The organism is Flavobacterium sp. U410 (genome assembly GCF_053570605.1).
Map to the genome: position 1 here is coordinate 218,358 of NZ_JBSEFI010000002.1, position 23,693 is coordinate 242,050.

A 23,693-nucleotide genomic window follows, 5' to 3' on the forward strand; every position below is an offset into this window, starting at 1 on the left:
CTACTTTAAGAATTATCGGAAAGCACCAAAGTCAATTTTTATAGAGAAAATATTGGAATACAAAGCATCGCTTTGGTTACCCAAATCGGTTAAAGCATAATCCACTTGAATTCCTTTGTATTTAAAACCAACACCAAAGTTAGGCTGGAAACTTACCTTTTTAGAGTCGTCAATTTGTGTGATCTGCTGAAAATTACCCACACCACCTCTTAAAAAAATCAAATCGATATAACCGGCTTCAAAACCAACTGCCGGTGCAATACTGGCTACATTGGTGGAAATAATATCATTAGTTCTGGCAAACTCCATGTTTAAGTTAGCAGCTCCCGTAATGCTATAATCGTAACGAATGATATATTTTTTAGAGATTCCCAATTGTGCTTTAGGCATGGTAATTTCACTTGTCTCCGGTAATTCCTGATTTTCTCCAGGAACAGCATCTTTTATGTCTTCGTATTTTGCTTGGTTAATAGTCCAAGTATTGTAAGTTGTTGTAATATCACGAAGCATTAATCCGAATTTCCAATCTTCTTCGTCTGAAATGTATTGAAGACCAAAGTCAAAACCAAATCCCCAAGAAGAAGCAAAATCTCCAATAACACGATGGATAATTTTCGCATTGACACCGTAGTTCAAATAATCAATAGGAGAACTTCTGGCATAGGAAACCGTTAACGCATAATCAGCAGTAGAAAATAGTGAAATTCTGTTGTAGTCAATGTTTCCCTGACTGTCAATTAATTGAGTGGTGTCCATAATATCATCTACACCGAAACGAATCAATGAAATACCTACTGCACTATAAGGATCAATAGGCATGGCAAAAGCAGCATAATCATATTTGGCAATGTTGGCAAAATAATTAGCATGCATCAACGACAATTGTTTATCTTCCACATGCATTAAACCTGCCGGATTCCAATATCCCGAATTAACATCAGCAGATTGAGCCGTTACGGCATTACTCATCCCCAAAGCTGCTGCATCAACACCAATGTTTAAAAACTCATTAGAGTATTTTCTAATGGTTTGAGCAGTAGTTGTTAAAGAACACAAAATAAGTGTTGAGAAGAGTATTGTCTTTTTCAAATTCTTTTTTTTACAAATATCAAATAAAAATCTTAAATACTAAACTCTAAAAGTAGTAAGTTATTGTATTATATTTGCTCTAAATTTATGAAATCAAACGAGTAACATGTCTTTTAAAAAACATATTCCTAATACTTTTACCTTATTAAACCTATTAAGCGGACTGTTAGCCGCAGTTGAAATTTTTAACGGATATTACGATCACGCCTTTTATTTTGTGTGTTTGGGTATCTTTTTTGACTATTGGGATGGTTTTGCTGCTCGTAAGTTAAATGTGTCAAGCGAATTGGGATTACAATTGGATTCATTAGCCGACATGGTTACCAGCGGTGTGGTTCCCGGATTGATGATGTTTAAATTATTTGATTTTATTCAAGCTGAGGTTCCGCAATACATGTTGACAGATGATACCTATTACATGGGAGTAGTACCTTATTTAGGTTTTTTAATCACATTAGCTTCTGCGTATCGTTTGGCTAATTTTAACATAGACGAACGTCAAACGGAAAATTTCATCGGTTTGCCCACACCGGCTAATGCTTTGTTAATCATGAGTATTCCTATGATTCAATATGCCGATCAGTACCAATGGTTGACTGATTTACTATATAATCCTTATATGTTATTAGCAATTACTTTAGTAAGTACCTATTTATTAAATGCTGAAATTATGTTATTTTCTCTTAAAATGAAAGAATTCAGTTGGGAGAAAAGCAAATTACAAATCAGCTTTTTGGTCTTAGCTGTAGTGTTGTTAGCGTTGTTCCAAGTGGTTGCTTTACCACTTATTATTTTGTCTTATATCTTGATTTCGATTGCTGTCAATTTTGCTAAAGCTAAATAATGACTAAAAGAAATTATACTTCTACTCGAAATTATAAAACAAAGACTTCCGGGAAAACCAAAGGAATTGGGTTTTACCTATTCATATTAATTGCTTTTCTATCGATCAGTGCTTTTGGATTTTATTTTCGAGATGGTTTTTTGTATTATTTTGGTTTTAAATCAAATAAAGACGAGCTATCTCATGAGGAACGTAAAATTACCGATATCCGAATTTATGAAGTATTAAGTTCGCATACTAACCATGAGTTTGGTTTTGATGTTTCAGAATATCAATATGAAGTCGATTGGGAAGGAGTTCAAGTGTTAGAAGATACTTTTCAGCTTTCTTTTGCTTTCATTCGTGCCACTGCCGGACAAGATAAAATAGATACACAATTTAAAAGAAATTGGAAAAAGTCTAAAGAAAATGGATTTTTAAGAGGTGCCTATCATTATTATCGTCCCAATGAGAACTCCATTAAACAAGCTGAAAATTTTATTAAAACCGTTCATTTACAAAAAGGCGATTTACCGCCCGTTTTAGATATTGAAAAGTTACCCAAAAAACAATCTTTAGATAGCTTAAAAAAAGGACTCCGACGTTGGTTGGTAAAAGTGGAGCAACATTATAAAATGAAACCCATTATTTATACCGGAGAAAGTTACTACAATGATTTTTTGAAAAAAGAGTTCAAAGAATATCCTTTTTGGATAGCTAATTACAATTTTTGGCGTAAAAATCCGGATGAACATTGGTTGTTGTGGCAATTTACTGAAAAAGCTAAAATTCAGGGTATTGAAGGAATGGTAGATGTCAATGTTTTTAATGGTGATATTGTGAAATTGATGACGTATACAAAGCCTGAATAAAAAAATGTTTATATATTTGTTTAACGATTTGAAGTAAAATGCTAAACAATATTAAAACCATTTTCAGTGTAAAAGATTTGGAAAATCTTTCCGGAATCAAAGCGCATACTATCCGTATCTGGGAAAAGCGCTATGCTATTTTTGAACCCGATAGGAACGAAAATAATGTTCGGTTTTACACTTCTGAAGAACTTAAAAAATTGCTCAATATTGCTTTTCTTAATCGTTTTGGGTACAAAATTTCTAAAATTGCTCAGTTAAATGAAGAGCAGCTTATAACATTAGTTCAACAAACCTATTCTCAAAAAACGAGTGCCAGTTTAGCGTTGTCTGATTTTAAACTGGCCATGTTCAATTTTGATAGCGATTTGTTCCATCAAGCCTATCAACAATTAAAGGAGATTAAAAGTTTTCACGAGATCTTTTTTGAAGTTTTTATTCCGTTGTTAGACGAAATAGGTGTGCTTTGGCAAACGGCAACCCTTAAACCCATTCACGAACATTTTATCAGCTCTTTAGTCAAACAGAAACTTTTCTACGAAATGGAACAAGTACATTTACAACGTTTGACTGCTAATGATGAATGCGTGTTTGTTTTGTTTTTGCCTTTGAACGAAATCCATGAGCTAGGACTACTTTTTTTGCATTACCAATTGCTTCAAAAAGGATATAAGGTGGTCTTCTTAGGGGAAAGTGTTCCTGTTGAAGATCTAAAAGGAATTACCGACTTATATTCGGAAATTGTCTTTGTGTCTTATTTTACGGTTCAGCCTTCAGCAAACGAAATTGATACCTATTTGGCTGATTTTTCCACTTCACTACTTCAAAATAGTAAACATCAACTTTGGGTTTTAGGTCAGCAAACACAGTATGTATCTCAAGAATTTAAAGGTATTCGTTTGTTCATGAGTATTCAAGAATTGATGCAGTACACTTAATTTTTTTTGCCTAATTTTATTTTGTTTAACTAAATTAGTATATTTGTTAAACAAAATTATTTAAATTGAAAACTAAAGTCAGCATAATAGGTTCCGGATTTTCGTCTTTGGTAGCAAGTTGCTACTTGGCTAAAGCCGGATTTGAAGTCACTATTTTTGAAAAAAATAAAACGCTTGGTGGTCGTGCTCGACGTTTATCAAGAGACGGTTTTCATTTTGATATGGGGCCAACTTGGTATTGGATGCCCGATGTTTTTGATAAATTTTTTAACGATTTTGGTAAAACAACTACTGATTATTATGAATTACATCGCTTGTCTCCTGCTTACAAAGTATATTTTAAAAACAAAGAAAGCATAACGATTGGAGACCATTTGGAGCAAATTATTGCAGTTTTTGAAGCTGAAGAAAAAGGAAGCGGAGAAAAGTTAAGACAATTTATTGCTCAGGCACAAAAGAACTATCATATTGCCATTGATGAAATGGTGTATAAACCCGGTGATTCGATTTGGGAATTGGTGAGTTGGGAAACCGCTGTTCGCCTACATCAGTTTTTTGGAACGATCAGTCAAAAGGTAAAGAGCGAATTCAAAAACGAAAAGCTACAGCAAATTTTAGAATTTCCGGTACTGTTCTTAGGAGCAAAACCTTCTAATACACCTGTTTTTTATAACTTTATGAATTATGCCGACTTTGGTTTGGGAACTTGGCATCCTTCCAAAGGAATGTACGCCGTGGTAGAAGCTATGGTTAATTTAGCACAATCTTTAGGGGTTCAATTTGTAACAGAAGCTGAAGTTAGTCAAATTGTAGTAGATGGTAACGTGGCCAAAGGTTTAGAAATTAATGACACTTTTATTCCTTCGGATGTTGTTTTAAGTGGTGCGGATTACCATCATAGCGAACAATTGTTGCCGGAACGTTTTAGAATGTACGACGAAAAATATTGGCAATCACGTGTATTTGCACCTTCGTCATTATTATTTTATGTTGGTTTTGATCAAAAAATTGAGAATGTAGAACATCATACGTTGTTTTTTGACGAACCTTTTGAACCACACGCCGTTGAAATTTATGATAAGCCGGCATGGCCTAAAAAGCCTTTGTATTATGCCAGTTTTCCATCGAAAACCGATGCCTTTTTTGCTCCCCAAGGGAAAGAAGCTGCTACCTTTTTAATTCCGGTAGCACCGGGTTTACAAGATTCGCCTGAAATTAGAGCGCATTATTTTGAAGTATTGCTCCAACGATTAGAACAAACTACCGGGCAAGCCTTGCGCGATTCGGTTTTATTCTATGAATCTTTTGGTGTACAGGATTTTATTGATGATTATCATTCGTACAAAGGAAATGCTTATGGTTTGGCTAATATTTTGTTCCAAACAGCATTTTTAAGACCTAAAATAAAGAGTAGAAAAGTTCGAAATTTATTTTTTACCGGACAGTTAACAGTACCTGGTCCGGGTGTGCCTCCTTCTTTAATATCGGGAAAAATTGCTAGTGAAAAAATTAAAAAAGAGTTTGGGTTATGAAAGCGTTGTTTGATGTTGCATCTTTAGAATGTAGTAAAAAAATCACCAATACGTATAGCACTTCGTTTTCGTTGGCTATCAAAATGTTGGCTCCGGAAATTCAAGACGATATTTATGCTATTTATGGTTTTGTGCGTTGTGCAGATGAAATTGTAGATTCATTTGAAGGCTATGAACAAGAATTACTTTTAGACGAATTTGAAGCGGAATACAAGAAAGCTTTGGAACGAAAAATCAGCTTGAATCCGGTGTTAAATGCGTTTCAAAAAGTGGTACATCAATACCAATTGCAAGATTTAGTTATTCCTTTTATGAAGAGCATGCGAATGGATCTGACAAAAAAGGAATATGTTTCTGTTGCTGAATATGAAAATTATATTTATGGCTCGGCAGATGTAGTAGGTTTGATGTGCTTGAAGGTTTTTGTGAAAGGCGATGTTCAAAAATATGAAGAATTAAAGGCGAGTGCCATGAAATTAGGTTCAGCTTTTCAGAAGGTTAATTTTCTACGCGATTTAAAATACGATTACGAAAGTTTAGGGCGAGTGTATTTCCCGGGAATCGATTTTAATGCCTTAACCGAAGCCAATAAAAAAGAAATTGTGGCTGAAATTAATGCTGATTTTGAAGAAGCCTTTCAAGGGATTTTGAAATTGCCGGTAGAAGCTAAGTTTGGTGTGTATACCGCTTTTCGTTACTACAAAAGTTTGATGAAAAAAATTAGTGCCACCCAACCGAATGAGTTTTTGAATAAACGAATTCGTGTTTCTAACCCGTTGAAATTGTTAATTTTGGGTAAATCGTATTTGCGTTACCAACTGAATTTAATTGTATGATGACTTTACTTTACATAGTGACTACGATACTGACTTTTCTCGTTATGGAAGGAATTACTTGGTGTACGCATAAATACATTATGCACGGTCTGTTGTGGTATTTACATGAAGATCATCACCAACCCAAATACCAAGGTGTTTTTGAGAAAAATGATGCTTTTTTTGTTCTTTTTTCTATTCCTTGTATAGCGCTTTTTTATTTTGGACTTAATCCTAAACTCAATGTGTTGTTTTTTATAGCTTTAGGAATTTTAGGCTATGGAATTGCCTATTTTTTGGTACATGATGTATTGATTCATCAGCGATTTAAATGGTTCAAACACACGAAAAACAAGTATTTGATTGGATTGCGAAAAGCACATAAAATTCATCATAAACATTTAGGGAAAGAAGAAGGAGAATGTTTTGGAATGCTCTATGTTCCCATGAAATATTTTCGAATGTAATGGAACATTATTTATATCTCATAATCGATCTGGCGACTCTAGCTATTCCTTTAATAGCAAGTTTTTATCCGAAACATGCGTATTATAAAACGTGGCGTTTTTTGTTTCCGGCTATTGCAGCGGTTGCTTTGTTTTTTGTGTTTTGGGATATTCTTTTTACCTCAATGGGTATTTGGGGATTTAATGAACGTTATGTAACCGGACTGAAAATTTTTAATTTGCCTCTCGAAGAAGTGCTGTTTTTCATCTGTATTCCCTATTCGAGTGTTTTTGTGTATTTTTCTTTTTTGTATTTGCAAAAAAAAACGGTTTTACAAAGAACTCATCGCTATATAACTCTTTTATTGATTTTAATGAGTTCAGTGCTTTTAGTTCAATATTACGATCGTTGGTATACTGCTTCTACTTTTGGTCTGCTATTAATTTATTTAGCTTACCATTTGTATCAAAAAACAGATTTAAGCCGATATTATGTATCGTATACGATAACTTTAGTTTTCTTTTTTATAGTGAATGGAATTTTAACGGGAAGTTGGATTGAAGAACCTGTAGTGTGTTATAATAATTCCGAAAATTTAGGAATTCGAATAGGAACTATTCCATTTGAAGATGCTTTTTACGGTTTTTTACTGATAGCTCTTGTAATTGATATCTATCGTTATTTACAACATAAAAAATAATATCATTAGTTTAAGTTTATTTTTCAATCTTGGTTAAAAAGCCTCGCATGTTGTTGCGAGGCTTTTTTAAATTATTCATTGTTATTTTCTTTATTGTCTTCTTTGTTAAATAAGAAATCTCCTTTACCGTGGACAACAGTCGTTTTTGGAGCATCGAAATCGATTTTGGTTCTTCTTAATTCGAAATTTTGACCTAAATATACTCGTCTTACCACTTCATCTGCAGCCAATTCTTCCGGTTTTCCCGCTTTTAGAATACCGCCTTCAAACATCAAATACGTTTTATCAGTAATGGCTAAGGTTTCTTGAACGTTGTGGTCGGTAATTAGAATTCCGATGTTTTTATTTTTCAATTGGGCTACAATTCTTTGAATGTCTTCTACAGCTACAGGGTCAACTCCTGCAAAAGGTTCATCCAAAAGAATAAACTTAGGATCAGTGGCGAGAGCACGTGCAATTTCGGTACGGCGACGTTCACCACCCGAAAGCAAATCCCCGCGATTGGTGCGAATATGTTGAAGCGCAAATTCATCAATCAATTCTTCCATTTTAGCTTCTTGTTCTGCTTTGGAAAGATTGGTTAACTGCAATACACTCATGATGTTGTCTTCAATACTCAATTTTCTAAAAACCGAAGCTTCCTGAGCTAAGTAACCGATACCGTTTTGTGCTCTTTTGTACATCGGAAAATTGGTAATATCCATGTTGTCAAGGTAAATATTACCGCTGTTCGGTTTTACCAATCCTACGATCATGTAAAAAGAAGTCGTTTTTCCGGCACCATTTGGACCCAATAAACCTACAATTTCTCCTTGATTTACTTCAACAGAAATCCCTTTTACAACAGTCCTTTTTTTATAGGTTTTTATTAAATTATCAGCTCTTAATTTCATTTTTTATGAGTTGCTTCGTAGCAAAATTACAAAGATTGTATGCTACTTGTTGACAAATAAACAAATAAACGTTTAAACAAATAAACGAATTAACAATTATTTAGACTCTTCCAAAGCTTCCCAAAACTCGTAAGCTCTTCTTAAATGAGGAATTACAATGGTTCCTCCGACTAAAGTAGCAATTCCCATGGCTTCCATCATTTCTTCTTTGGTGATTCCGTTTTTGTAACTAGTCTCCAAGTGGTATTTGATACAGTCATCGCAACGCAACACCGCAGAAGCCACTAATCCTAGCAGTTCTTTGGTTTTTACATCTAAAGCTCCTTCCATGTAAGCATTGGTGTCCAAATTGAAAATGCGCTTGATGACTTTATTATTGTCGGCCAATAATTTCTCGTTCATTTTAGAACGATATTCGTTAAATTCGGTTACTAAATCGCTCATAATTATAGTTTTTTAAGTTCTTTGTTTTTGTTTTCGATACTTTTCGTTACGCTAGCACTAATTAAAATACTAACCTCATATAAGATCATAATTGGAATAGCAACAATAACCTGACTCAATACGTCGGGAGGAGTGATGATCGCTGATAAAACCAATACAATAATCAAAGTGTATTTACGATATTGACGAAGGAATTTTGGTGTCACCAGACCTATTTTTGTTAAGAAATAAATAATAATAGGTAATTCAAATAATAATCCACAAGCTACTGTTGAAGAACGCAACAAACTGATATATGACGATAAATCGATATCGTTAAAAATTTGTTCACTGACATTATAATTTGCCAAAAAGTTTACTGAAAGTGGTGTAATCAAATAATAGCCAAAAAGGACACCCATGAAAAACAAAAGCGAAGCAATAATGACAAAAGCACGTGCATATTTTTTTTCGTTTTCGTACAAGGCCGGACTAATAAATTTCCAAAATTCCCATAAAATAAAAGGGAAACCAATGATAAATCCTGCAGTAATGGAAGTCCACATGTGAGCTGAGAATTGCCCGCCCATTTCGCGACTTTGAATACGCATCGGAATTTCGGTTACACATAAACTTTGGTCTAAGCCTAAGTTTTGTGACATTTCACAAAACAAACGATAGGTTATAAACTCAGGATTTTTGGGACCGAAAATGATTTGATTAAAAATAAAATCACTGAAAAAAAATGCTACGGTAGCACAAATAAGTACAGCAACAGTACTTCTAACCAATAACCATCTTAATTCTTCCAGATGGTCTAAAAACGACATTTCGCTAAGTTTTTTTTCTGCCATTATACAATGCCTTCTTTAAGTATGTCATGTAAGTGTAATACGCCTTTATAAGCTCCGTTGTCAACAACAATTAACTGAGTTATGGCGTTGTTTTCTAAAATATTCAAAGCATCAGCAACTAAAATGTCTGAGCTGATGTGTTTTGGGTTTTTAGTCATAATATCTGCTGCTTTCAAATGTGTAAAAGTGTCATTGGCATTCAGCATTCGTCTGATGTCACCATCTGTAATAATTCCAACTACGTTGTTGTTGTCTACTACAGCAGTAACGCCTAGTCGTTTTTCTGAAATTTCAACAATTACTTGTTTGATAGGTGCATCCGGACTCACTTGTGGTTTGTGAGTTGCATCCAACATATCTTGTACGCGAAGTAATAATTTTTTACCTAAAGCACCACCTGGATGATATAAAGCAAAATCTTCACTTTTGAACTGACGCATTTCCATTAAAGCAATGGCTAAAGCATCTCCTAAAACCAATTGTGCTGTAGTACTATTTGTTGGTGCCAAGTTATTTGGGCAAGCTTCTTTTGCTACATAAGCGTGCATAATATAATGCGATTCTTTGCCTAGAAAAGAATTTTTATCTGAAGTCATTCCGATTAAAATGTTGCCATGACGTTTTAAAAGTGGAACCAAAACTTTGATTTCAGGACTATTTCCGCTTTTAGAAATACAAATGGTGATATCGCCGGGTTGAACCATTCCTAAATCGCCATGAACCGCTTCCGCAGCATGTAAAAATAAGGAAGGAGTTCCTGTAGAATTAAGGGTCGCTACTATTTTTTGAGCAATAATGGCACTTTTTCCTATTCCGGTAACCACTAAACGCCCTTTAGTTTCATAAATTTTTTGAACTGCAATAGCAAAATCTTCAGTAAGGTAATCGGTTAATTCTGAAATGGTTTTGCTTTCTTCAAGGATGGTTTTTTTAGCAGATTTAAGTATGATGTCAGTTGTGTTCAAAATGTATGAATTATTGTTTTGTTCTTTTAAAGAAAATTGTATCTTTATAATTGCAAATTTATGTAAAATCATATTAATAGAGAATGAAACCGAGCGAAATTGATTTACACAAAGAATTAAAGAAATATTTCGGGTTTAACCAATTCAAAGGACTACAAGAACAAGTCGTAAACAGTATCATCAACGGACATAATACTTTTGTAATCATGCCTACGGGTGGTGGAAAGTCGTTGTGTTACCAGTTGCCGGCTCTTGTACTTGATGGAACTGCAATTGTGGTGTCTCCATTAATCGCTTTGATGAAGAATCAAGTTGATGCTATTAGAAGTTTAAGTTCTGAGCCCGGTGTGGCACACGTCTTGAACTCCTCTTTAACCAAAACAGAGATTAACCAAGTTAAAAACGATATTACTTCGGGAGTGACCAAGTTGTTGTACGTGGCACCGGAATCTTTAACCAAAGAAGAATATATTCAATTTTTCAATGAAGTGAATATTTCTTTTGTAGCTATTGATGAGGCACACTGTATCTCGGAGTGGGGACATGATTTCAGGCCTGAGTATCGAAATCTGAAAAATATTATTAGACAATTAGGTGATAATGTGCCTATTATTGGTCTAACCGCTACGGCTACACCAAAAGTTCAAGAAGATATTTTGAAAAATTTGGATATGCCAAATGCAAATGCATATAAAGCTTCGTTTAATCGTCCGAACTTGTTTTATGAAATTCGTCCGAAAACGAAAAATGTTGAAGGTGATATTATTCGATTTATTAAACAACACAAAGGAAAATCGGGTGTGATTTACTGTTTGAGTCGAAAAAAAGTAGAAGATATTGCGCAGTTGCTTCAAGTCAACGGCATTAGTGCAGTACCGTATCACGCAGGATTAGATGCTAAAACACGTGCCAGACATCAAGATATGTTTTTGATGGAAGATGTAGATGTGGTAGTGGCAACTATTGCTTTCGGAATGGGAATTGACAAACCGGATGTTCGTTATGTAATTCACCACGATATTCCAAAATCGTTGGAGAGTTATTATCAGGAAACCGGTCGTGCCGGTCGTGATGGTGGCGAAGGGCATTGTTTGGCTTATTATTCATATAAAGACATTGAAAAGCTTGAAAAGTTCATGGCTGGAAAACCAGTTGCGGAACAAGAAATAGGATATGCGTTGCTGCAAGAAGTGGTAGCTTATGCCGAAACATCGATGTCAAGAAGAAAATATTTGTTACACTATTTTGGTGAAGAATTTGACGATCTAAACGGGGAAGGAGCTGATATGGATGACAACGTTCGTAATCCTAAGAAAAAAGTGGAAGCAAAAGATCAGGTGAAGTTATTACTCCAAATGATTAATGAAACCAAAGAATTATTCAAGGCTAAAGAAATTATTTTTGCTTTATTAGGAAAAGTAAATGCCGTTATCAAAGCGCATAAAGTGGATGCTAATCCTTTTTTTGGTAAAGGAGAAGCTTTTGATGAACGTTACTGGATGGCTTTAATTCGTCAGATTTTAGTAGCAGGTTATATCAAAAAAGACATCGAATCTTATGGTGTGGTTAAATTAACCGATAAAGGAAAAGCATTTATTGAAAATCCGGAATCTTTTACTATGTCGGAAGACCATGAATATAGTGAAAATGAAGACGAAAACGTAACAACATCAGCTAAATCATCAGGAACTACAGATGAAGCCTTGATGAATATGCTGAAGGAATTGCGTAAAAAAGTTGCTAAAAAATTGGGTGTTCCACCATTTGTAGTGTTTCAAGACCCTTCTTTGGAAGATATGTCTTTGAAATATCCAATTTCTATTGATGAATTAGGAAATATTCATGGAGTAGGAGAAGGAAAAGCTAAAAAATACGGAAAAGAATTCGTAGAATTGATTTCGCGCTATGTAGAAGATAACGATATAATTCGTCCGGACGATTTAGTGGTGAAATCTACAGGAACCAATTCTGCTTTGAAGTTGTACATCATTCAAAGTGTGGATAAAAAATTAGGTTTAGATGATATTGCTAAAGCAAAAGGTTTAGAAATGGACGAATTGCTAAAAGCGATGGAACAAATTGTGTATTCGGGAACGAAATTAAATATCAGCTATTGGGTTGATGATATTTTAGACGAAGACCAACAAGAAGAAATTCACGATTACTTCATGGATTCAGAATCAGATAATATCAAAGATGCATTAAAAGAATTTGATGGCGATTATGATACCGAAGAATTGCGATTAATGCGTATTAAATTTATCAGTGAAGTAGCGAATTAAAAATATAGCATTCAAATAGAACAGGTGTGAAGATGTTTTCTTTGCACCTTTTTTATTTCATTTTTTAAGAAATTCTTACCTTTTAATAGAAAAAGAAATTAATGGAAATAGCGAATTGGGTTCCGCAAAATTTAGTTGAGTTTGTTTTAATTGTACTTTTTTCTTTAAGTATCGGGTTAGAGCAACGTAAGCGATTTCCAAATGAGAAAGAGAAACTAACTTTTGGAACCGATAGAACTTTTACCTTTATTGGAGTTTTGGGCTTTATGCTCCTTTTGGTTGATACTGAAAGACTAGTTCCTTTTTTGGTAGGCTTTGTAACCGTAGGTTCTTTTTTGGCGATCTATTATTTTCAAAAAATAAAAACCGAACAACATTATGGACTAACCACGGTTCTTCTGGGATTAATTACCTATTCCTTTCCCTTGATTCTGCTTAAAAATCCGCATTGGTTTTCATTATTGTTTTTTGTATCGGTTATTATTTTAGCTCAAATCAAAAAACCGCTCCAGGATTTTAGCAACAAATTAGATTCTGAAGAATTCATTATTTTGGCTAAGTTTACAATCATAGGTGGTGTGATTTTACCTTTACTTCCGGAAGAAACTAACCTTGATTGGCTACCGGTTTCACCTTATAAAATCTGGTTGGCGGTTGTTATCGTTTCAGCTATTTCTTATTTAAGTTATTTACTTCGTAAATATGTGTTTCCAAAATCAGGGTTATTGCTCACTGGAATTTTAGGTGGATTGTATAGCAGTACAGCCAGTACTATAATTTTGGCAAGAAAAAGTAAAGAAACCAATAATCAGCCCAAAGCGTATGCTGCCACTATTATCATGGCTACGGCAGTGATGTTCTTGCGAATTTATATTTTAATTGTAATTTTTAATTCGCAATTAGCCTTAAAAGCGTTGCCTTATTTTTTGGGGTTATTTGGTGTTACACTAACCGTTGGCTATTGGTTGTACAAAACAAGTGAATTAGAGAACTCAGAACCTCAAGCCATTTTAGACGATCGCAATCCGTTGGAATTTAAAGTAGCCGTAGTTTTTGCCCTTTTATATGTTTTGTTTTCAGTGGTTACCCAATTTTCAATTACTCATTTCGGGCAACAAGGATTAAATGTGCTTTCTATTATCGTCGGGTTCACCGATATTGATCCTTTTTTGTTGAATTTGTTCCAAGGAAATTATGCGGTAAGTCAATCGGTTTTGCTTTTGGCAACCCTTCAGGCAATTTTAAGTAACAATATTTTGAAAATGTGTTATGCTTGGTTTTTAAGTGCCAATGAAACTAAAAAATGGATTCTAAAAGGTTTTGGTTTGGTCTTACTTTTTAATATAGTAGTCGTCTTGCTGATGTATATTTAGAAATTATTCAGCATACACTTCTCCTCGGTGCGGTCTTAAAGCATCGCGAAACGGAATCATGTCTTTTTCTTCAACTACTAAAAAAGCAGTGGCGTACATATCATTTACGATTTCAAAGCCAGTAATCTGTAACGAATATTTTTCTTTTTCTAAGAATTCCTTTAAGTGAATATCGTGATGTTCAGCTGTTTTAGCGGCTGCCGGACCTCTGAAATCCCAGATTAATTTTATTTTTCTCATCTTTAAAACCCTAAAATAATTTTGGCAATCGAAAAGTAAATTAAAATTCCGAAGATATCGTTACTTGTTGTAATAAAAGGTCCCGTGGCTAAAGCCGGATCAATCCCAAATCTATTTAATGTAATCGGGATAAATGTGCCAATTAAAGCCGCCAAAATAATTACAGAAACCAAAGAAATAGCTACGGTGAATCCAACCAAATATTCGACGCCAATAATAAAATGACTTCCTATTAATAATAAAATGGCTAAGAAAAGACCATTCAATAAACTCAAAAGTAATTCTTTAATCAATCGTTTCCAAAGCGAACCACTCAACGAATTATTAGCTAAACCTTGAACGATAATCGCGGATGATTGCACACCTACATTTCCTGCCATGGCGGCAATAAGCGGTGTGAAGAAAAATACAACCGGAAAATCATTCATAGCACCTTGAAATGTACTGGCAATTTTTACGGCAACAAAACTTCCCGAAAGCGCCAAAACCAACCAAGGCAAACGAGCTTTGGTTAATTCTAAAATGCTATCATCGGCTTCAACGTCTTGTGAAATACCGGCTGCCAACTGATAATCTTTATCGGCTTCTTCCTTAATAACGTCAACGATGTCATCAATGGTAATTCGTCCGACTAATCGTCCTAGTTCGTCAATAACAGGAATGGCTTCCAAGTCATATTTTTGCATGATACGAGCCACTTCCACACTATCCGTATCAACTTTTACATAGTCTACTTTTGGAATGTAAACATCTCGAATAGGTGTCGTGGTTGAAGTCGTTAATAAATCTTTTAAAGATAAACGACCTTTCAAACGTTCTTCGTCATCCACAACATAAATAGAGTGCACACGAGTAACATTTTCGGCTTGTGCACGCATTTCTTTAACACATGTGAGAACGTTCCAGTTTTCATTGACCTTGACCAACTCTTTAGCCATCAAACCGCCGGCAGAATTTTCGTCGTAACGCAATAAGTCCACAATGTCTTTTGCGTGTTCCACGTCTTCTAATTCCGATATTACCTGCTCTTTTTTATGTTGCGGTAATTCGGCAATAATATCGGCAGCGTCATCGGTGTCTAATTCGTCTAACTCATCTGCAATTTCTTTAGGCGAAAGGCTTTTTAAAATTTTGATTCTGACTTCTTCATCCAATTCCAATAGGATTTCAGCCGTTTTTTCAGAATCTAAAGTGTTGAAAATATAAATAGCGCCATAATCATCTAATTCTTCCATGATTTCGGCAACGTCAGCATAGTGCATATCCTTGAGCAGGTGAAAAACTTCCTGTTCTTTATTTTCTTGAATTAAAACTTCAAGTTCTTGAATAAGCTCTCTACTGATTTTGAACTCCATGGGCAGCTATTTTTTGAGTTAGATCAATGAATTGTTCAACCGAAAGTTGTTCCGGACGCAGGTCAAAGATACTATCTTCTTTTAAAATATCGCTACTAATAAAGCTTTTTAAACTGTTTCGAAGTGTTTTTCTTCTTTGGTTAAAAGCTTGTTTTACTACCGAAAAAAACAATTTTTCTTCACAAGGCAACTGATAATTTTCTTTTCGAATTAATCGTAAAACACCCGATTTTACTTTTGGTGGCGGATTAAATACATGTTCCGGAACCGTAAATAAATATTCGGCTTCATAAAAAGCTTGCGTTAAAACCGATAGAATTCCGTAGGTTTTGCTTCCGGCTTTTTCGCAAATGCGTTCGGCAACTTCTTTTTGGAACATTCCTGAAAATTCAGGAATTTGATCTCTCATTTCTAAAGTTTTGAACACAATTTGAGACGAAATATTATACGGGTAATTTCCAATAATAGCAAACGGTTCGCCATTAAAAACTTCGTTGATGTTGTATCTTAAAAAGTCTTTAGAAATAATATGATTGTGCAACTTCGGATAGTGATTTTCCAAATATTCAACCGATTCGGTGTCGATCTCAATCACAAAAGTCTCCACCGGTTTGTCCAAAACATATTTGGTCAACACGCCCATACCCGGACCTATTTCCAAAACTTTTTTGTAGCCATTCAGCGTTAAGGTGTCGGCTATATTTTTGGCTATATTTTCATCTTTCAAAAAATGTTGGCCTAAGTGTTTTTTAGCTCTTACTTTGTCCATGGATAGTGTTTAAAAATGGAAAGAAAAATTAGTTGCTTTCGGCAAAAAATTCGTTCATTACTTCAAGTTCTGTTCTAAACGAAAGCATTTTATCGCCAAAAAGACGTAAACCTTCTTCGCGAAGTCTCGGTGCGTGGTCTTTATAATATACTTCTAAATTCTCACGCGAAGGACAAAAATATTGTATAGAATAGGTAGTTCCGCCCATTTCTTCCTCCACTAAAACTTTCACCATACGCGCGTTGTTAAACAAACCGGTAGCCAAAACATCCTGAATGTGTTTGTTTTTTATCCATTCTAACCATTGGTGGTGAACGGTTTCGTCAATATTTACCGTAACGTTGTATATAATCATAAAGCTGTTTGTTTTTATTTGGGCGTTTCCCTTCGGGTCGGGTCTTTCGCTATATTTTTGTTTCCATTGAAAATGGAAAACAAAAGATGCCGCTTCAACCCCTAACGCAATTGTGTTTAAATATTCGTATCTCCTCTTAAAATTCTATATTGTCTTCTGGCTTCAGTGTAATAAATACTATCCTGATGTTCAAAAATTATTTTTTCATAAAAGATTTTTGCCTTTTCCGGATCGTTGAGGTCTTTATTGTAAATTTCGCCCGAAAAAAATAAAGCTTCGTCCGTGTACACGCTTTCTTTGTGTTCCGTTAAAATAGCGTCGTAATAACTCAACGCATTTGTAAAGTCGTTAGTGTCGTTATAAATTCCGGCAATTCGGCACAAGGCGGCATCTTCAATCTTTTCGCCTTTGTGTTGTTCCACAACCTGAAGAAATTCGGTTAAAGCTTCTTTTTTCTTGTTTTGGTACAATTTTAAATCGGCTTCTGCAAAAGCTTTCAACGCTGTTTTGGTACTGTCTTCTACCGAATTGTCTTGGATGAGTAAAAACAACTCCAAAGCGTCATTAGCAATCAATAAACTGGGCGATTGTTTTAAGACTTTTACGTTTTGTAAAGCCCAGTCAAAATCTTTCTTATAATAGTTGGCTTTTGCCATTTTCATGCTGGCTTCGTGAGCCATTTCGTCATTTTTTAGGTTGTCTTCAATTTGTGCATAGTACAAAATCGCCTGATTGAATTTGGTGTCATACAAGAAAATATCAGCCAATTCCATTTTGATCTTTGCAGCCTGTCTGGTGTTCAACGGCAAATCCAACGATTGTTGCAATAGTGTAATTCCTGATGGTGCATCATTCAAATAAAAAACTTCAAAATGAGCAGTCATGATTTGCAATTCTAATGTATAAGGTGTAAAACCATATTTTTTAAGCAAAAGCTTCATGTTTTCTAAAAGTGTCGGGTAATCTTTTGCGTCAGCGTTCGCTATTTTGGTTTGCATTAAATACTGTTCGGCTTCAATTTGCAAACTCGTATTTTGCGTATTGGCGAGAATGAACTCAAACATGGTAGCCGCATCTTCGGTTTGTTGGTCTTCAACAGCCATTTTAGCTAACGAAATAATATTGTACAACGACTCCGGATCTCTTTTAAAAACTGCTTTCTCTTGAACAAAAGCTTTACCGTATTCTTTTTGCTGAACGTAGTACCAACTCAAAAATTGGTTCCAAAATACATCTGGTGTTTTTTGTGTTCGTATCAGCAGTGCTTTTTTTAGACTGGCATTGAAACTTTCGCTGGCGTCATCCAGTAGAAAACGCGTTAAATAGTTTTGTACGGTTACAATGTTGTCGGGTTTACTATAAGCATAATCCAAAAGCTTATTGGTCATTTCGTCCAGTTGTCCCATTTGACCATATAATAATGCAATTTGATAGTCAAAGTTGATATTTGGATTTAATTCCTGACCTTTTTGATAGGCTTTTAGAGCCCATTTAGGTAACGTTTTTTTTTCAAAAACACTTCCTATTTGGTAAGCATAATTAGGATTATTTTCAATAGTCTTTAAAGCTTCTTCATATTTCTTGTGTGCTTTGTTTTCTTGCTTTTGCAATTGCCAATTATAACCTTCTTCAATCAGTAAATACGGTTGAAAGGATTTTTTACTTCTTTTGACAATTAAATCTTCTGCTTTGCTGTATTGTTGTAATTGTTGATAACAAAAAATAACTTTATCAAAATAAAAGCTGTTTGAAGGTTGCTTTTCTAAAAGCGGTTCAAGTAAAGTAAGTGCCTTGTCAAATTCGCCTTTTTCGAAATAATCTAATGCCAATTGATCGCTTTGGGCAAACAATATCCATTGAAATAAAATAAAAAAAGTAAGAAAGGCTTTTTGCATATTTAAAAAATAAAGAATGCACTAAGTTAACATATTTGTGTTAAAATAGTGCATTGTTTTGTATAAGATTAACGCTTAGTCAATGATGTCAAATCCTGTGTATGGGCGTAAGGCTTCTGGAATTACAATTCCTTCCGGAGTTTGATAATTTTCCAAAATTCCGGCTAATACACGAGGTAAAGCTAATGAACTTCCATTTAAAGTGTGTGCCAATTGGTTTTTACCTTCTTTATCTTTGAAACGTAATTTCAATCGGTTTGCTTGGAAAGTTTCGAAATTAGAAACTGATGAAATTTCTAACCAACGATCTTGCGCTGTTGAAAATACTTCAAAGTCATAAGTTAATGCTGAAGTGAATCCCATATCGCCACCGCAAAGTCTTAAAATGCGAAACGGTAATTTTAATTCTTGTAAAATTCCTTTAACGTGTTCCACCATTCCGTCTAGTGATTCGTAAGATCTGTCAGGATGTTCAATGCGAACGATTTCTACTTTGTCAAATTGGTGCAAACGATTTAAACCTCTAACATGAGCTCCGTAAGAACCTGCTTCTCTACGGAAACAAGGTGTGTAACCTGTGCAAAGAATAGGTAAGTCGTTTTCATTTAATAAAACATCACGGTATAAATTGGTTACCGGAACTTCTGCTGTTGGGATTAGATATAGGTTGTCTTCGCCTACAAAGTACATTTGTCCTTCTTTATCCGGCAATTGTCCTGTTCCGTATCCTGAAGCTTCATTTACCAAATGCGGAACTTGTGTTTCCTGATAACCTGCAGCGGTATTTTTGTCTAAAAAGTAATTGATTAAGGCACGTTGTAAACGAGCTCCTTTTCCTTTATAAACCGGGAAACCTGCACCTGTAATTTTAGCCCCTAAATCAAAATCGATGATATCGTATTTTTTAGCTAATTCCCAGTGTGGTAAAGCACCTTCAAATAATGTTGGGATGTCACCTTCTTGGTATACATTTAAATTATCGTCCGCAGTTTTGCCTTCCGGAACAATAGTATTAGGGATATTAGGTAATTTATATAATTCTTCTTGTAAAGAAGCAGTTACTTCGTTTAAAACATCGGTAAGTTCTTTGCTTTTTTCTTTTAATTGAGCTGTTTTTTCTTTAAGTGATTCAGCTTGGGTTTTATCACCGCTGCGCATCAATTCGCCGATTTCTTTGGATAACTTATTGGATTCAGCAAGTGTGTTGTCTAATTCAACTTGAGTAGTTCTTCTTTTTTCGTCTAAATCTACCACTAAATTTACCAAATCGTTAGCGTCCATATTTCTCTTGGCTAATCCTTTGATAACTTCTTCCTTGTTTTCTCTAATGTAAGCTATCTGTAACATGATTAAAAAATTTAAGTGGCAAATTTAAAGAAATTTAGTGTGAATTTGATAATCAAATAGTTTATTTTTAAATAAGGGAATTATTTAAAATTTTAATAAATGATTGCTTTTGGTTACATTAGCTTAAAATTTGCCAAAAAATGAAAAAACTTTACTTTTTTGTGTTTTTTGTGTTGGGCTTTTTTTCTTTTGCTCAAACAGAACAAGATGATTTTGAACGAATGGTTGAAGCTGAAATGAAATCTGCTGCTGCTGTTCATGATTTTCAAGTCAATCCAAATACGCAAAATTACGATATTACATATCATGAGTTGCGATTTACAGTAGATCCTGCGGTATATTATATTTCCGGAACTGTAACAACAACTTTTACTGCTTTGGAAGATATGAATACTATTACTTTTGATCTGGATGAAGCTTTAACAGTTTCTAGTGTAACCATGAATGGGAATAGTTTGTCATTTGTTCAGCAGACCTCAAAAGAATTGGTGATTACTTTTCAAACTACTCTTACTTCCGGTAATAGCGGTACAGTTGTTGTAACTTATGCAGGTTCTCCGCCGGCAAATGGTTTTGGTTCTTTTGTAACAACTACTCATAGTGGAACGCCGGTATTATGGACATTGTCTGAACCGTTTGGAGCACGCGACTGGTGGCCATGTAAGCAAGATTTGAATGATAAAGTAAATTCTATTGATGTTTATATTACTGCTCCTTCAGCTTATGTAGGAGTTTCAAATGGATTAGAACAGTCAGCTATTGATAATGGAAATGGTACCAAAACAACTCATTTTCATCACGGATATGCTATTCCGGCGTATTTAATTGCTATTGCAGTAACTAATTATCAAATTTATACGCAAACTGCAGGAATTGGGACCACATTTCCTATAGTAAATTATGTATATCCGGAGAATTATACTAGCGCTCAGTCACAGTTGGCGGAAACCGTATCTATTATGAATGTATATGAAACATTATTTGAACCTTATCCTTTCTTGAATGAAAAATATGGTCATGCTCAATTTAGTTGGGGAGGAGGAATGGAGCATACTACGGTTTCTTTTATGGTTAATTTTAGTAGAGATTTGATAGCTCATGAATTAGGACATCAATGGTTTGGAGATAAAATCACTTGTGGGTCGTGGAAAGATATTTGGTTAAATGAAGGCTTTGCGGAATATTTATCAGGATTGATTTATGAGAATTTATCTGGTGCTTCAACTTTTGTTTCTTGGAAAGCCTCAAAAATAGCAAGCATCACTTCTCAGCCTAATGGAGCTGTTTATCTGACAGATGCAGAAGCTACAGATGTTAATCGTATTTTTAGTGGTCGACTAACCTATAACAAGGGTTCTATGGTAGTTCACATGTTACGTTGGAAAATGGGTGATGCTTTGTTTTTTCAAGCGATACAGAATTATTTAGCAGATACAAATTTGGCTTATGCTTATGCGATTACCCCTCAATTACAGTCGCATTTGGAAGCTGCATATGGAAGTAGTTTGACAGAATTCTTTAACGATTGGATTTACAATCAAGGCTATCCATCCTATTCAGTTACGGCTCAAAATTGGGGTGCGGGTCAAGTCAAAATTGCCGTAAATCAAACACAGTCTGATCCTTCGGTAAGTTATTTTGAAATGCCATTGGAAGTTCGTTTGACAGGTGCAGGAGGAGAAGAGCAAGACGTAGTGGTGGATAATACGTTTAATGGACAAGAATTTATTGTTTCAGTTCCTTTTACAGTTACCGGAGTTCAATTTGATCCTAATTATCACATTATTTCCAGAAATAATACAGCTACTTTGAATGCAGAAACTTTCAGTATTGATGAGGTGATTAGTCTATATCCTAATCCGGTTGAAAATATATTGACAGTGAAAATTCCTAATGATGTTCAATTACAATCGATAATTCTTTTTAATGAATTAGGGCAAAAAGTGCTGGAAGGTAATACGGCAACAATAGATATGACGTCTTTATCTCAAGGAGTTTACCAGGTAAAGTTGTTTACCAATGAAGGTGAAATTCATAAAAAATTGATAAAAAAATAGACTCTGTTTAAAATAATGATAAAAAGTAAGGTGAAAACCTTACTTTTGTCGTTCTAAGTAAAAATAAAAATATAAATGATTCAATTAGCACAAATCGTCTTTATCTTATCGGTTTTAGTTATTCTTCACGAGTTTGGTCATTACATCACTGCAAAATGGTTTAAAGTAAGAGTTGAAAAATTCTACTTGTTCATGGATGCCGGTTTTTCTTTGTTTAAAAAGAAAATCGGAGAAACCGAATGGGGAATCGGGTGGTTGCCTATTGGCGGGTATGTAAAACTTTCAGGCATGATTGATGAAAGTATGGATACTGAACAAATGAAACAAGAGGCACAACCTTGGGAATTTCGTTCAAAACCAGCTTGGCAACGATTGATTATTATGTTAGGAGGGATTATTGTAAATATCCTTTTGGCTTGGTTTATCTACACGGTAATGTATACCACAGTTGGTAAAAAATATGTTTCTACAGAGATTATCCAGAAAAATGGATTGGCTTTTGGCGAGGTAGGTCAAAAAGCAGGTTTCCAAAATGGAGATAAAATTATTTCGGTTGATGGAAAATTTCAAGAAAATTTCAACCGTATGGTAATGGACGTTTTGTTTAGTAGCGAAGTTAAAGTGGATCGTAATGGAAAAGAAGTAACGTTGAATTTAACGGATGAGCAAATTGGCGACATCTTAGCTAAAGAAGGCAAAAGCTTTATAGAACCTCGTTCGTATGGAGCCGTAGTGGATTCTGTTTGGGCAGGAACAGCTGCTTATAAAGCTGGTTTGCAAAAAGGAGATTCTATTGTAGCTCTAAACGATCAAAAGATTGTTTTCAAAGATGAATTGCCGACGATCTTAGATAAACATAAAAACGATTCAGTGAATTTGACTGTTTTTAGAGGAAATAAAGAAGAAGTATTGAAAGCTAAAACAGACTCTTTAGGGAAATTGGGTTTTATGTTTAGAACTTATTTGAAGGATAATTACATAGTAGATCAAAAAATGAGTATCACGGAAGCAATTCCGGTAGCTATACAAGAATCATGGGCATTGTTGGTTTACAACGTAAAAAGCTTTAAATTGATCTTAAGACCGTCAACAGGAGCCTATAAACAAGTGAAGAGTCCGGTAGGAATTGCTCGTCAATTACCTGATAGTTGGGATTGGGAATTTATTTGGAATTTCACTGCTTTGTTTTCAATCGGTTTGGCTTTTATGAACTTGTTGCCAATTCCTGGTTTAGACGGTGGTCATGCTTTGTTTACTATTGTTGAAATGATTACCGGAAAAACTTTAAGTGATAAAGCTGCAGGTTATGTTCAAACCGCTGGAATGATTATCTTGTTGACTTTAATGGTTTTAACTTTTGGGAAGGATATTTTTCAATTAGTAGTCGATAAAATTTTCTAATTTTTTTATAAAAATAATTTGCGAGAACAAAAAAACCACTTATATTTGCACTCGCAAAAAAGGTAATACACCTTCCTCCTTAGCTCAGTTGGTTAGAGCATCTGACTGTTAATCAGAGGGTCCTTGGTTCGAGCCCAAGAGGGGGAGCAACTTTTTTGTAAACGGATTTAACCTATACGGTTATTCCTCCTTAGCTCAGTTGGTTAGAGCATCTGACTGTTAATCAGAGGGTCCTTGGTTCGAGCCCAAGAGGGGGAGCAAAAAAAAT

22 protein-coding genes and 2 tRNA genes are annotated in these 23,693 nt (G+C 34.7%); 13 read left to right on the top strand and 11 right to left on the bottom strand.

From position 1 onward, the window contains the following. Nucleotides 1-12: 12 nt before the first annotated feature. Nucleotides 13-1,089, bottom strand: a complete 1,077-nt coding sequence (locus ACUSJC_RS02605) for a putative type IX sorting system protein PorV2 (RefSeq protein WP_449267989.1) — start codon at nucleotides 1,087-1,089, stop codon at nucleotides 13-15. A 106-nt stretch (nucleotides 1,090-1,195) separates the two neighbouring features. Here ACUSJC_RS02605 and ACUSJC_RS02610 point away from each other — a divergent pair, with 106 nt between their 5' ends. The 7 genes from ACUSJC_RS02610 to ACUSJC_RS02640 all read left to right on the top strand — a co-directional run bounded on the left by ACUSJC_RS02610 (nucleotide 1,196) and on the right by ACUSJC_RS02640 (nucleotide 7,216). Further along, nucleotides 1,196-1,933, top strand: a complete 738-nt coding sequence (locus ACUSJC_RS02610) for a CDP-alcohol phosphatidyltransferase family protein (RefSeq protein ID WP_449267990.1) — start codon at nucleotides 1,196-1,198, stop codon at nucleotides 1,931-1,933. Further along, the gene (locus ACUSJC_RS02615) at nucleotides 1,933-2,784 is read left to right on the top strand and encodes a glycoside hydrolase family 25 protein (RefSeq protein ID WP_449267991.1); all 852 of its coding nucleotides are present in this window, start codon (nucleotides 1,933-1,935) and stop codon (nucleotides 2,782-2,784) included. The genes ACUSJC_RS02610 and ACUSJC_RS02615 overlap by 1 nt, the downstream gene beginning before the upstream one ends. A gap of 38 nt (nucleotides 2,785-2,822) precedes the next feature. After that, complete coding sequence (locus tag ACUSJC_RS02620; protein ID WP_449267992.1) at nucleotides 2,823-3,722, top strand: MerR family transcriptional regulator; 900 nt, start codon at nucleotides 2,823-2,825, stop codon at nucleotides 3,720-3,722. A 65-nt stretch (nucleotides 3,723-3,787) separates the two neighbouring features. Further along, nucleotides 3,788-5,254, top strand: coding sequence for a phytoene desaturase family protein (locus tag ACUSJC_RS02625; protein WP_449267993.1), 1,467 nt, complete (start codon nucleotides 3,788-3,790; stop codon nucleotides 5,252-5,254). Then, nucleotides 5,251-6,090 carry a phytoene/squalene synthase family protein gene (locus ACUSJC_RS02630; protein ID WP_449267994.1) on the top strand — a complete coding sequence of 280 codons (840 nt, stop codon included), beginning with the start codon at nucleotides 5,251-5,253 and terminating at the stop codon, nucleotides 6,088-6,090. Before ACUSJC_RS02625 ends, ACUSJC_RS02630 begins: the two co-directional genes overlap by 4 nt. Next, nucleotides 6,087-6,536 carry a sterol desaturase family protein gene (locus ACUSJC_RS02635; protein ID WP_449267995.1) on the top strand — a complete coding sequence of 150 codons (450 nt, stop codon included), beginning with the start codon at nucleotides 6,087-6,089 and terminating at the stop codon, nucleotides 6,534-6,536. Before ACUSJC_RS02630 ends, ACUSJC_RS02635 begins: the two co-directional genes overlap by 4 nt. Beyond that, on the top strand, nucleotides 6,536-7,216 hold the full coding sequence (locus tag ACUSJC_RS02640) for a lycopene cyclase domain-containing protein (RefSeq protein WP_449267996.1): 681 nt from the start codon (nucleotides 6,536-6,538) through the stop codon (nucleotides 7,214-7,216). Before ACUSJC_RS02635 ends, ACUSJC_RS02640 begins: the two co-directional genes overlap by 1 nt. Nucleotides 7,217-7,287: 71 nt before the next feature. Here the strand turns inward: ACUSJC_RS02640 and lptB are convergent, their stop codons facing one another. The 4 genes from lptB to ACUSJC_RS02660 form a co-directional block, all read right to left on the bottom strand. Next, the gene (gene lptB, locus ACUSJC_RS02645; protein ID WP_449267997.1) at nucleotides 7,288-8,109 is read right to left on the bottom strand and encodes an LPS export ABC transporter ATP-binding protein; all 822 of its coding nucleotides are present in this window, start codon (nucleotides 8,107-8,109) and stop codon (nucleotides 7,288-7,290) included. A gap of 96 nt (nucleotides 8,110-8,205) precedes the next feature. Further along, nucleotides 8,206-8,553: a carboxymuconolactone decarboxylase family protein gene (locus ACUSJC_RS02650; protein WP_449267998.1), complete on the bottom strand. Its 348-nt coding sequence runs from the start codon at nucleotides 8,551-8,553 to the stop codon at nucleotides 8,206-8,208. Between the two features lie 2 nt (nucleotides 8,554-8,555). Then, entirely contained in the window at nucleotides 8,556-9,386 is an 831-nt protein-coding gene (tatC, locus tag ACUSJC_RS02655; protein ID WP_449267999.1) for a twin-arginine translocase subunit TatC, read from the bottom strand. Then, nucleotides 9,386-10,351 carry a KpsF/GutQ family sugar-phosphate isomerase gene (locus ACUSJC_RS02660; RefSeq protein WP_449268000.1) on the bottom strand — a complete coding sequence of 322 codons (966 nt, stop codon included), beginning with the start codon at nucleotides 10,349-10,351 and terminating at the stop codon, nucleotides 9,386-9,388. Before ACUSJC_RS02660 ends, tatC begins: the two co-directional genes overlap by 1 nt. Nucleotides 10,352-10,434: 83 nt before the next feature. Between ACUSJC_RS02660 and recQ the strand changes: the two genes are divergently transcribed. Then, nucleotides 10,435-12,633, top strand: a complete 2,199-nt coding sequence (gene recQ / locus ACUSJC_RS02665) for a DNA helicase RecQ (protein ID WP_449268001.1) — start codon at nucleotides 10,435-10,437, stop codon at nucleotides 12,631-12,633. Between the two features lie 101 nt (nucleotides 12,634-12,734). Continuing rightward, nucleotides 12,735-14,006: an MgtC/SapB family protein gene (locus tag ACUSJC_RS02670; RefSeq protein ID WP_449268002.1), complete on the top strand. Its 1,272-nt coding sequence runs from the start codon at nucleotides 12,735-12,737 to the stop codon at nucleotides 14,004-14,006. 3 nt (nucleotides 14,007-14,009) lie between these two features. On the opposite strand, the gene ACUSJC_RS02675 is transcribed toward ACUSJC_RS02670, so the two are convergent. The 6 genes from ACUSJC_RS02675 to serS form a co-directional block, all read right to left on the bottom strand. Further along, nucleotides 14,010-14,246 (bottom strand): hypothetical protein, encoded by a 237-nt coding sequence (locus ACUSJC_RS02675; protein ID WP_449268003.1) that lies wholly within the window; start codon nucleotides 14,244-14,246, stop codon nucleotides 14,010-14,012. 2 nt (nucleotides 14,247-14,248) lie between these two features. Next, on the bottom strand, nucleotides 14,249-15,601 hold the full coding sequence (mgtE, locus tag ACUSJC_RS02680) for a magnesium transporter (RefSeq protein WP_449268004.1): 1,353 nt from the start codon (nucleotides 15,599-15,601) through the stop codon (nucleotides 14,249-14,251). Beyond that, nucleotides 15,582-16,370, bottom strand: coding sequence for a 16S rRNA (adenine(1518)-N(6)/adenine(1519)-N(6))-dimethyltransferase RsmA (gene rsmA / locus ACUSJC_RS02685; protein ID WP_449268005.1), 789 nt, complete (start codon nucleotides 16,368-16,370; stop codon nucleotides 15,582-15,584). The genes mgtE and rsmA overlap by 20 nt, the downstream gene beginning before the upstream one ends. Before the next feature lie 28 nt (nucleotides 16,371-16,398). Beyond that, complete coding sequence (locus ACUSJC_RS02690; protein ID WP_449268006.1) at nucleotides 16,399-16,725, bottom strand: DUF4286 family protein; 327 nt, start codon at nucleotides 16,723-16,725, stop codon at nucleotides 16,399-16,401. Between the two features lie 116 nt (nucleotides 16,726-16,841). Further along, on the bottom strand, nucleotides 16,842-18,620 hold the full coding sequence (locus tag ACUSJC_RS02695; protein WP_449268007.1) for a tetratricopeptide repeat protein: 1,779 nt from the start codon (nucleotides 18,618-18,620) through the stop codon (nucleotides 16,842-16,844). A 75-nt stretch (nucleotides 18,621-18,695) separates the two neighbouring features. Beyond that, entirely contained in the window at nucleotides 18,696-19,967 is a 1,272-nt protein-coding gene (serS, locus tag ACUSJC_RS02700) for a serine--tRNA ligase (RefSeq protein WP_449268008.1), read from the bottom strand. Nucleotides 19,968-20,107: 140 nt separating this feature from the next. Here serS and ACUSJC_RS02705 point away from each other — a divergent pair, with 140 nt between their 5' ends. From ACUSJC_RS02705 to ACUSJC_RS02720, 4 genes are all read left to right on the top strand, one after another. Then, nucleotides 20,108-22,024 carry a M1 family aminopeptidase gene (locus ACUSJC_RS02705; protein WP_449268009.1) on the top strand — a complete coding sequence of 639 codons (1,917 nt, stop codon included), beginning with the start codon at nucleotides 20,108-20,110 and terminating at the stop codon, nucleotides 22,022-22,024. Between the two features lie 75 nt (nucleotides 22,025-22,099). Continuing rightward, nucleotides 22,100-23,425 (top strand): RIP metalloprotease RseP, encoded by a 1,326-nt coding sequence (gene rseP, locus ACUSJC_RS02710; RefSeq protein WP_449268010.1) that lies wholly within the window; start codon nucleotides 22,100-22,102, stop codon nucleotides 23,423-23,425. A 73-nt stretch (nucleotides 23,426-23,498) separates the two neighbouring features. Next, nucleotides 23,499-23,572: transfer RNA gene (locus ACUSJC_RS02715), tRNA-Asn, on the top strand. Between the two features lie 37 nt (nucleotides 23,573-23,609). Beyond that, nucleotides 23,610-23,683: transfer RNA gene (locus tag ACUSJC_RS02720), tRNA-Asn, on the top strand. Nucleotides 23,684-23,693 lie beyond the last annotated feature (10 nt).

Excerpts from the sequence above, each read along its gene's own strand:
- ACUSJC_RS02610 (WP_449267990.1), top strand. The coding sequence starts at position 1,196 with ATGTCTTTTAAAAAACATATTCCTAATACTTTTACCTTATTAAACCTA.
- ACUSJC_RS02615 (WP_449267991.1), top strand. The coding sequence starts at position 1,933 with ATGACTAAAAGAAATTATACTTCTACTCGAAATTATAAAACAAAGACT.
- ACUSJC_RS02620 (WP_449267992.1), top strand. The coding sequence starts at position 2,823 with ATGCTAAACAATATTAAAACCATTTTCAGTGTAAAAGATTTGGAAAAT.
- ACUSJC_RS02630 (WP_449267994.1), top strand. The coding sequence starts at position 5,251 with ATGAAAGCGTTGTTTGATGTTGCATCTTTAGAATGTAGTAAAAAAATC.
- ACUSJC_RS02635 (WP_449267995.1), top strand. The coding sequence starts at position 6,087 with ATGATGACTTTACTTTACATAGTGACTACGATACTGACTTTTCTCGTT.
- ACUSJC_RS02640 (WP_449267996.1), top strand. The coding sequence starts at position 6,536 with ATGGAACATTATTTATATCTCATAATCGATCTGGCGACTCTAGCTATT.
- lptB (WP_449267997.1), bottom strand. The coding sequence starts at position 8,109 with ATGAAATTAAGAGCTGATAATTTAATAAAAACCTATAAAAAAAGGACT.
- ACUSJC_RS02650 (WP_449267998.1), bottom strand. The coding sequence starts at position 8,553 with ATGAGCGATTTAGTAACCGAATTTAACGAATATCGTTCTAAAATGAAC.
- tatC (WP_449267999.1), bottom strand. The coding sequence starts at position 9,386 with ATGGCAGAAAAAAAACTTAGCGAAATGTCGTTTTTAGACCATCTGGAA.
- recQ (WP_449268001.1), top strand. The coding sequence starts at position 10,435 with ATGAAACCGAGCGAAATTGATTTACACAAAGAATTAAAGAAATATTTC.
- ACUSJC_RS02670 (WP_449268002.1), top strand. The coding sequence starts at position 12,735 with ATGGAAATAGCGAATTGGGTTCCGCAAAATTTAGTTGAGTTTGTTTTA.
- ACUSJC_RS02675 (WP_449268003.1), bottom strand. The coding sequence starts at position 14,246 with ATGAGAAAAATAAAATTAATCTGGGATTTCAGAGGTCCGGCAGCCGCT.
- mgtE (WP_449268004.1), bottom strand. The coding sequence starts at position 15,601 with ATGGAGTTCAAAATCAGTAGAGAGCTTATTCAAGAACTTGAAGTTTTA.
- rsmA (WP_449268005.1), bottom strand. The coding sequence starts at position 16,370 with ATGGACAAAGTAAGAGCTAAAAAACACTTAGGCCAACATTTTTTGAAA.
- ACUSJC_RS02690 (WP_449268006.1), bottom strand. The coding sequence starts at position 16,725 with ATGATTATATACAACGTTACGGTAAATATTGACGAAACCGTTCACCAC.
- ACUSJC_RS02695 (WP_449268007.1), bottom strand. The coding sequence starts at position 18,620 with ATGCAAAAAGCCTTTCTTACTTTTTTTATTTTATTTCAATGGATATTG.
- serS (WP_449268008.1), bottom strand. The coding sequence starts at position 19,967 with ATGTTACAGATAGCTTACATTAGAGAAAACAAGGAAGAAGTTATCAAA.
- ACUSJC_RS02705 (WP_449268009.1), top strand. The coding sequence starts at position 20,108 with ATGAAAAAACTTTACTTTTTTGTGTTTTTTGTGTTGGGCTTTTTTTCT.
- rseP (WP_449268010.1), top strand. The coding sequence starts at position 22,100 with ATGATTCAATTAGCACAAATCGTCTTTATCTTATCGGTTTTAGTTATT.